The organism is Sporichthya brevicatena (assembly GCF_039525035.1).
GTDB classification, from domain to species: Bacteria; Actinomycetota; Actinomycetes; order Sporichthyales; family Sporichthyaceae; genus Sporichthya; species Sporichthya brevicatena.
Map to the genome: position 1 here is coordinate 60,561 of NZ_BAAAHE010000018.1, position 7,309 is coordinate 67,869.

Sequence of the window (7,309 nt, forward strand, 5' to 3'; positions counted from 1 at the left end):
GACCGCGAGTGGCAGCTGAACAACCGACCGAGGTCTCCTTCGAACTGCCGTCGGCGGACGCCCCGCTCCTGGAGGTCAGCGACCTGCAGGTGGAGTTCCGCACCCGCGAGGGCGTGGCGAAGGCCGTCAACGGCGTGACCTACACGGTCAACTCCGGCGAGACGCTGGCCGTGCTCGGCGAGTCCGGTTCCGGCAAGAGCGTGACCGCCCAGGCGATCATGGGGATCCTCGACTCGCCCCCCGGATTCGTGACGGGCGGTCAGGTCCGCTTCCGCGGGCAGAACCTCTTCGAGCTCACGCCCGACGAGCGCCGCAAGCTGCGGGGCGCCGAGATGGCGATGATCTTCCAGGACGCGCTCTCCGCGCTGAACCCCGTGTTCACGGTCGGCTGGCAGATCGGCGAGATGTTCCGGGTCCACCAGGGCATGTCGCGCAAGGAGGCCAAGGCCAAGGCGATCGAGTTGATGGACCGGGTCCGGATCCCGTCCGCCAAGTCGCGCGTCAACGACTATCCGCACCAGTTCTCGGGCGGCATGCGCCAGCGCGTGATGATCGCGATGTCCATCGCGCTCAACCCCGCGCTGCTGATCGCCGACGAGCCGACCACGGCGCTCGACGTCACGGTCCAGGCCCAGGTGATGGACCTGCTCGCCGAACTGCAGCGTGATCTGGGCATGGGCCTGATCCTCATCACCCACGACCTCGGGGTCGTCGCCGACGTCGCGGACAAGTGCGCGGTCATGTACGCCGGGCGCATCGTGGAGGAGGCGTCGGTCCAGGACCTCTACGCAGCGCCGGCCCACCCGTACACCGAGGGGCTGCTGTCCTCGATCCCGCGGCTCGACATGAAGGGCCAGGACATCTCGGTGATCAAGGGTCTGCCACCGACCCTCACCCGCCTGCCGACCGGCTGCTCGTTCCATCCCCGCTGCCCGCGCAAACGGGCGCGGTGCGAGGTCGACACCCCGCCGCTGTACGAGATCCCCGGTGGCCGCGGCAGCGCGTGCCACTACTGGGAGGAGGTGCGGAATGACAACCTCGCCAAGTGACGCGCAGGGAAGGCCGACGGGCGAGGTCGTCCTCAAGGTCGACGACCTGGTGAAGCACTTCCCGATCGCCCGGGGGGTGTTGTTCAAGCGGCAGATCGGTGCGGTGCGCGCCGTCGACGGGGTGAGCTTCGAGCTTCGCCGCGGGGAGACGCTCGGCCTGGTCGGTGAGTCCGGCTGCGGGAAGTCGACCGTCGCGAAACTGTTGATGGGGCTGGAGAAGCCGACGTCAGGGTCGGCGATCTACAACGGCGACGACATCTTCAAGCTCAAGGGCGACGCGCAGCGTCGGCTGCGCCGGCAGATCCAGCTCGTCATGCAGGATCCCTACTCCTCGCTGAACCCACGGATGACCGTCGCGGACATCGTCGGTGAGCCCTTCGAGATCCACCCGGAGGTGGCGCCGAAGGGCGACCGGGCCGCCCGGGTCAAGGAACTGCTCGACTTCGTGGGTCTGAACCCCGAACACATCAACCGCTACCCGCACCAGTTCTCCGGCGGCCAGCGGCAGCGCATCGGGATCGCCCGGGCGCTCGCGTTGCGCCCGGAGATCATCATCTGCGACGAGCCCGTCTCCGCGCTCGACGTCTCGATCCAGGCACAGGTCATGAACCTGCTCGAGAAGCTGCAGGACGAGTTCGGGCTCTCCTACATCTTCATCGCGCACGACCTGTCGGTCGTCCGGCACCTCTCCGACCGCGTCGCGGTCATGTATCTCGGCAAGATCGTCGAGACCGGGTCGGACGTCGAGATCTACGAGCACCCCACACACCCGTACACCCAGGCCCTGCTCTCCGCGGTGCCCGTGCCCGACCCGAGCCTGCGCGGTCAGCGGCAGATCATCCGGCTCGAGGGCGATGTCCCGAGTCCGGCCAACCCGCCCTCGGGCTGCCGGTTCCGGACCCGGTGCTGGAAGGCGCAGGACATCTGCGCCGAGCAGGTCCCGGAACTCGTCGTCCGGGCGGCGAATCACCCGAGCGCCTGCCACTTCGCCGAGGAGCGGAACGTCATCCCGGTCCAGGACTGACCCGGGGTCAGGGGATCTGGAGCGCCGCGGACGCCGGCGCCGACGCGGTCGCCGGCTGCCTGAGGGCGGTGCGGAGGAACAGGACGGCGGTGACGGCGTAGCCGATGCTGACGGCCGAGAGCAGGGCGTAGGACTTGCCCGACTCCGGCATCACGAGCGAGGCGACGGCGGCCGCGCCGACGAACGCGAGGTTGAACAGCATGTCGGCGAGGGCGAAGACCCGACCGCGGAAGGCGTCCTCGACCGACTCCTGCACGATCGTGTCGACGCAGAGCTTCACCGACTGGGCGGCGATCCCGAGCAGAAACGCCCCGAGCACCAGGGGCGGCGGCTCGTAGGGGGCGACCAGCGCGAAGCCGAAGACCGCGGCGGCCGTCAGCGCGAGGACGATCCAGGCCGGCTTGCCGATCCGCCGCGTGATCACCGGGGTGATCGTGGCGGCGACGAAGAAGCCGGCCCCGGCGGCGCCGAAGACCAGGCCGAGCCCCCGCATCGCGGCGTCGACGCCGTGCTCCGGGTCGTTGAAGTAGTTGCGGTACAGCAGCAGCGTCGCGATCGTGCCGGTGCCGTAGCAGAAGCGCTGCGCGGCGAGCACCGCGAGACAGTTGCGCGCCATCGGCCGCGCCCAGACGTGCCGGGCCCCGCCCGCCAGCCCGGCCGCCGTGGTGCGCAGGGCCTGACCGGCCGACATCGTGGGGACGCTGCCGTCCGGGCCGAGCAGGTCGCGCTCGATCCGGCACGCCAGCAGCGCCGAGCAGAGGTAGCCGGCCACGGCCGCGAGCATCAACGCGGCGTCGGTGCCCCGGCCGCCGGCCATGCTCTGGTGCAGCGCGAGCCCGAGCCCACCGCCCGCGAGGGACGCCATCGTTCCGGAGGTCGCCGAGACCGAGTTCGCCATGATCAGGTCGTCGCGGTCGACGACGTGCGGGAGCGACGCCCCGAGTGTGGTCAGGAAGAACCGGTTGATCGAGATCGCGACCAGCGCGGTGGCGAACAGCGCGACGCCGGTGACCCCGGTCCACGCGAGGGCAGCGACGACGCCGACGAGGCTCGCGCGCATGAGGTTGGCCCGCACCAGGACGTGCCGGCGCCGCCACCGGTCGAGGTACACCCCGGCGAACGGGCCGATGAAGGTGTACGGCAGCAGCAGCGTCGCGAGGGCGGCCGCCGCGGCGCCGGCGTCGGCCTGGCGCTCCGGCGAGAAGAAGACGTAGGACGCCAGCGCCATCTGGAACATGCCGTCCGAGGCCTGCCCGGCCAGCCGTGTGGCGTACAGCTTGCGGAAGTCCCGGTGCTGCACCACCGCACGGAAGTCCGACGCGAAGGACACGCGATCGAGGCTAGGTACGCGCCGGATCCTCCGTGGCGGCTTCGCTCACCGAAGAACCTGTCATGGGGTTTTCGTTCCTTTCCTCCCCCGCGTCCTCCCCCGCGGAACCGCGCCGGGCGAGGGTGCGGCCGTAGAGCACCGCGGTGACGAGGTAGCCGATGCTGACCCCGACCAGGAGCGGGTACGACTTGCCGGAATCCGGCATCGCGAGGGCGCCGAGGCCGGCGGCGGCGATGAAGGCCAGGTTGAAGACGGTGTCGTACCCGGCGAAGACCCGGCCGCGGTAGGCGTCGGCGATCGATTCCTGCACGATCGTGTCCACACAGATCTTCACGGTCTGAGTCGTGACACCGAGCACGAACGACCCGGCGACCACCAACGCCGGCGTGTACGGGACACCGCACGCGAACCCCAGGACCCCGGCGGTGACCAGCGCCCAGACGATCAGCGCCGGCTTGCCCATCCGCGCGCTGACCGGCGGCGTCAGCACCGCGGCGACGAAGTACCCGACCGCGCCGGCGCCGAAGACGACCGCGAGCTCGGCCATCGCCTCGTCCCCGTCACCGCCGGGGTCGTTGAAGTGGTTCCGGTAGAGCAGGATCGCGGCCAGCGCCGCGAGGGCGTAGCAGAAGCGCAGGGCCGTGGTCGCCGCGAGCGCGTTCCGGGCCGGCGGCTGGTGCCAGATGTGGCGGGTGCCGTCGACGAGGCCGGCCGCGACGTGCCGGACCGCCTCCCGCACGGCCGGCGGCTCGTCGGTGAGGTCGGGGCCGAGCAGGTCGCGGCCCATCCGGGTCGCGAGACCGGACGCGCCCAGGTAGGCCGCCGCGGTGACGAGCATCGTGACGGGGTCGCCGTGCTCCTCACCCGCGAGCGCGCCGACCGCCAGCCCGACGCCGCCGCCGAGCATCGCGGCGATGGAACCGGCGGTCACGCTGACGGAGTTGGCCATGATCAGCTCGTCGTGATCCACGACGTGGGGCATCGAGGCCGACAGCGCTGCCAGGTAGAAGCGGTTGATCGAGAGCGCGACCAGCGCGGTGACGTAGAGGACCGGCCCGGTGTCGTCCTGCCAGGCGATCAGGGCGACGCCGGTGACGACCACGGCCCGCGCCGCCGACGCCCCGACCAGCACCTGCCGGCGGCGCCAGCGGTCGAGGAACACCCCGGCGAACGGCCCGACCAGCGTGTACGGCAGCAGGAGCACCGTGAAGGTCGCGGCCGCCGAACTCGCGGTCCCCGCCCGCTCGGGGGAGAAGAAGACGAACGACGCGAGCGCGACCTGGAACATCCCGTCGGCGGCCTGGGAGGCCAGCCGGGTCGCGAACAGCTTCCGGAAGTCGCCGTGCCGCAGCACGCGGCGCAGGTCGGCGACGGAGGACACGCGACGAGGCTACGTGGCGCGGTGAACCGAACGTGCACAAATGCGACGAGGCCGCCCCCGGGCGGGGACGGCCTCGACGTACAGCTGTGCGGTTTAGCGCTCGACCTCGCCGCGGATGAACTTCTCCACCAGCTCGCGGCACTCGTCGTCGCTGTACTGCTCCGGCGGCGACTTCATGAAGTACGAGGAGGCGGAGAGGATCGGGCCGCCGATGCCGCGGTCCTTGGCGATCTTCGCCGCGCGGACCGCGTCGATGATGACGCCGGCCGAGTTCGGGGAGTCCCAGACCTCGAGCTTGTACTCCAGGTTCAGCGGGGTGTCACCGAAGGACTTGCCCTCGAGGCGGACGTACGCCCACTTGCGGTCGTCGAGCCACGGCACGTGGTCGGACGGGCCGATGTGGACCTCTTCGGCACGCATCTCGTGCGGGATCTGCGAGGTGACCGACTGGGTCTTCGAGATCTTCTTCGACTTCAGACGCTTGCGCTCCAGCATGTTCTTGAAGTCCATGTTGCCGCCGAAGTTGAGCTGGTACGTGCGCAGCAGCTCGACGCCGCGGTCCTCGAACAGCTTGGCCATGACGCGGTGCGTGATGGTCGCGCCGACCTGGGACTTGATGTCGTCACCGACGATCGGGACACCCGCGTCGGTGAACTTCTGCGCCCAGACGGGGTCGGAGGCGATGAAGACCGGCAGCGCGTTGACGAAGGCGACGCCCGCGTCGAGGCAGCACTGCGCGTAGTACTTGTCGGCGATCTCGGAGCCGACCGGCAGGTAGGAGACGAGGACGTCGACGTTCGCGTCCTTGAGCGCCTGGACGACGTCCACCGGCTGCTCGTCGGACTCGTCGACCATCTCGAGGTAGTACTCACCGAGACCGTCGTGGGTCGGACCACGCTGGACGGTGACACCCAGCGGCGGCACGTCCGCGAACTGGATGGTGTTGTTCTCGGAGGCGGTGATGGCCTCGGAGAGGTCGCGGCCGACCTTCTTGGCATCCACGTCGAACGCGGCCACGAACTCCACGTCCCCCACGTGGTACGGGCCGAACTGGACGTGCATGAGGCCAGGGACCCGCTGGCTGGGGTCGGCGTTCTTGTAGAACTCGACGCCCTGGACCAGCGACGAGGCGCAGTTGCCGACGCCGACGATTGCTACGCGGACCGAACCCATGTCTGGGTACTCCCTTACTTCGGATTCTCGGTGGTGGTGCGGGGGGTGGGTGGGACGGCCGGGCGGGGGTTGGCGCGCTCGGTGTCGATCAGCTCGGTGAGCCAGCGCACTTCCCGCTCGACGGACTCCAGGCCGTGGCGCTGGAGTTCGAGCGTGTAACTGTCCACGCGCTCCGCGGTGCGGGCGGCGGCGTTGCGGAAGCCGTCCATGCGCTCCTCGAGGCGGCCTCGTCGCCCCTCGAGGATGCGCAGCCGGACGGCCGCGTCCGTGCGCGAGAAGAAGGCAAAGCGGACGCCGAAGTTGTCGTCGTCCCATTCCTCCGGCCCGCTCGCCGCCATCAGCTCGGCGAAGTGCTCCTTGCCGTCGGCGGTCAGCTTGTACACGATCTTGGCCCGCTTGCCGGGGCGGGCGCCCTCGGTCTCGGCGGGGTCCTCCTCGGCGATCCAGCCGGCCCGGACCATGCCCTTGAGGCAGGGGTAGAGCGAGCCGTACGAGATCGCGCGGAACGTGCCGAGCAGCGTGTTCAGTCGCTTGCGCAGCTCGTACCCGTGCATCGGGGACTCGTGGAGAAGACCCAGGACCGCGACCTCGAGCACTCCCGTGCGCTTGGCCATCCGTCCCACCTCCTCGATCCCTCGAAGTCCGATTTCGATAGATCGCGCGGATGTATCGACTCGATATAACGAACCGGAAGGGACCTTACGTCGCCGATGGCCGGATCGCAAACCCCGGGCGGCGCCCGCGTGTCGACGACACAACCGGTGTCGGCGAGGTCACGAGGTGGTCTCGGGACCCCAGGGGGAGCACGGTCGTCGGCGTACATTGCTCGCCATGTGGTCCCAGCGTCTGTTCGTCGACTACGCCCTCCAGCGGCGTGCGACGTTGCATGCGCTGCACGCGGGGACGGCGCACACCACCGACGTCTGTGACGCCGACCCCTACCTGCTCCGCGCAGCGAAATTCCACGGCGAACCCACGGACGCGCTGTGTCCGGTGTGCCGGAAGGAACCGCTGACGCACGTCACCTACGTGTTCGGGGACGAACTGGGGCAATACTCCGGACGGATCAAGGCGACCACGGAGCTCGAGCCGATGGCACGAGAATTCGGCGAGTTCCGGGTGTACGTCGTCGAGGTCTGCCGCAACTGCTCCTGGAATCATCTGAGTTCGTCGTACGTCCTCGGTGACGGTGTGCCTCGCAGTCGCGGCCGCCGGCGCCGAGCCGCCGAGGAGTAGAGGTAAGTGGCTTCCAAGAATCCGTTCCGCCGGCGGAACGACGAGAAGACGGCGGCCGGGCCGCTCGCGGCCGAGGACGCCTGGTTCCGCCCGGACCCGCCGGCCGCGGCCGGGCG

7 protein-coding genes are annotated in these 7,309 nt (G+C 69.9%); 3 read left to right on the top strand and 4 right to left on the bottom strand.

What is annotated here, in order from left to right; translation table 11 throughout:
* The first annotated feature begins 8 nt into the window (after positions 1 to 8).
* Together ABD401_RS12275 and ABD401_RS12280 are read left to right on the top strand one after the other, a co-directional pair.
* Positions 9 to 1,049 (top strand): ABC transporter ATP-binding protein, encoded by a 1,041-nt coding sequence (locus tag ABD401_RS12275; protein ID WP_344605041.1) that lies wholly within the window; start codon positions 9 to 11, stop codon positions 1,047 to 1,049.
* Positions 1,030 to 2,073 (top strand): ABC transporter ATP-binding protein, encoded by a 1,044-nt coding sequence (locus ABD401_RS12280; RefSeq protein ID WP_344605043.1) that lies wholly within the window; start codon positions 1,030 to 1,032, stop codon positions 2,071 to 2,073. Before ABD401_RS12275 ends, ABD401_RS12280 begins: the two co-directional genes overlap by 20 nt.
* 7 nt (positions 2,074 to 2,080) lie before the next feature.
* Here the strand turns inward: ABD401_RS12280 and ABD401_RS12285 are convergent, their stop codons facing one another.
* The 4 genes from ABD401_RS12285 to ABD401_RS12300 form a co-directional block, all read right to left on the bottom strand.
* Positions 2,081 to 3,403 (bottom strand): MFS transporter, encoded by a 1,323-nt coding sequence (locus ABD401_RS12285; RefSeq protein ID WP_344605045.1) that lies wholly within the window; start codon positions 3,401 to 3,403, stop codon positions 2,081 to 2,083.
* A 10-nt stretch (positions 3,404 to 3,413) separates the two neighbouring features.
* Positions 3,414 to 4,784 carry an MFS transporter gene (locus ABD401_RS12290; RefSeq protein WP_344605047.1) on the bottom strand — a complete coding sequence of 457 codons (1,371 nt, stop codon included), beginning with the start codon at positions 4,782 to 4,784 and terminating at the stop codon, positions 3,414 to 3,416.
* A gap of 93 nt (positions 4,785 to 4,877) precedes the next feature.
* Complete coding sequence (locus tag ABD401_RS12295) at positions 4,878 to 5,957, bottom strand: inositol-3-phosphate synthase (protein ID WP_344605049.1); 1,080 nt, start codon at positions 5,955 to 5,957, stop codon at positions 4,878 to 4,880.
* Positions 5,958 to 5,971: 14 nt separating this feature from the next.
* Complete coding sequence (locus tag ABD401_RS12300) at positions 5,972 to 6,571, bottom strand: PadR family transcriptional regulator (RefSeq protein WP_344605051.1); 600 nt, start codon at positions 6,569 to 6,571, stop codon at positions 5,972 to 5,974.
* Between the two features lie 217 nt (positions 6,572 to 6,788).
* On the opposite strand from ABD401_RS12300, the gene ABD401_RS12305 reads away from it, so the two are divergent.
* Positions 6,789 to 7,193, top strand: a complete 405-nt coding sequence (locus tag ABD401_RS12305; protein ID WP_344605053.1) for a DUF5318 family protein — start codon at positions 6,789 to 6,791, stop codon at positions 7,191 to 7,193.
* The last annotated feature ends 116 nt before the right edge of the window (positions 7,194 to 7,309 follow it).

What these genes read in the sequence shown, in the direction of transcription:
- ABD401_RS12280 (WP_344605043.1), top strand. Translation starts at nt 1,030, where the DNA reads ATGACAACCTCGCCAAGTGACGCGCAGGGAAGGCCGACGGGCGAGGTC.
- ABD401_RS12295 (WP_344605049.1), bottom strand. Translation starts at nt 5,957, where the DNA reads ATGGGTTCGGTCCGCGTAGCAATCGTCGGCGTCGGCAACTGCGCCTCG.
- ABD401_RS12305 (WP_344605053.1), top strand. Translation starts at nt 6,789, where the DNA reads ATGTGGTCCCAGCGTCTGTTCGTCGACTACGCCCTCCAGCGGCGTGCG.
- ABD401_RS12300 (WP_344605051.1), bottom strand. Translation starts at nt 6,571, where the DNA reads ATGGCCAAGCGCACGGGAGTGCTCGAGGTCGCGGTCCTGGGTCTTCTC.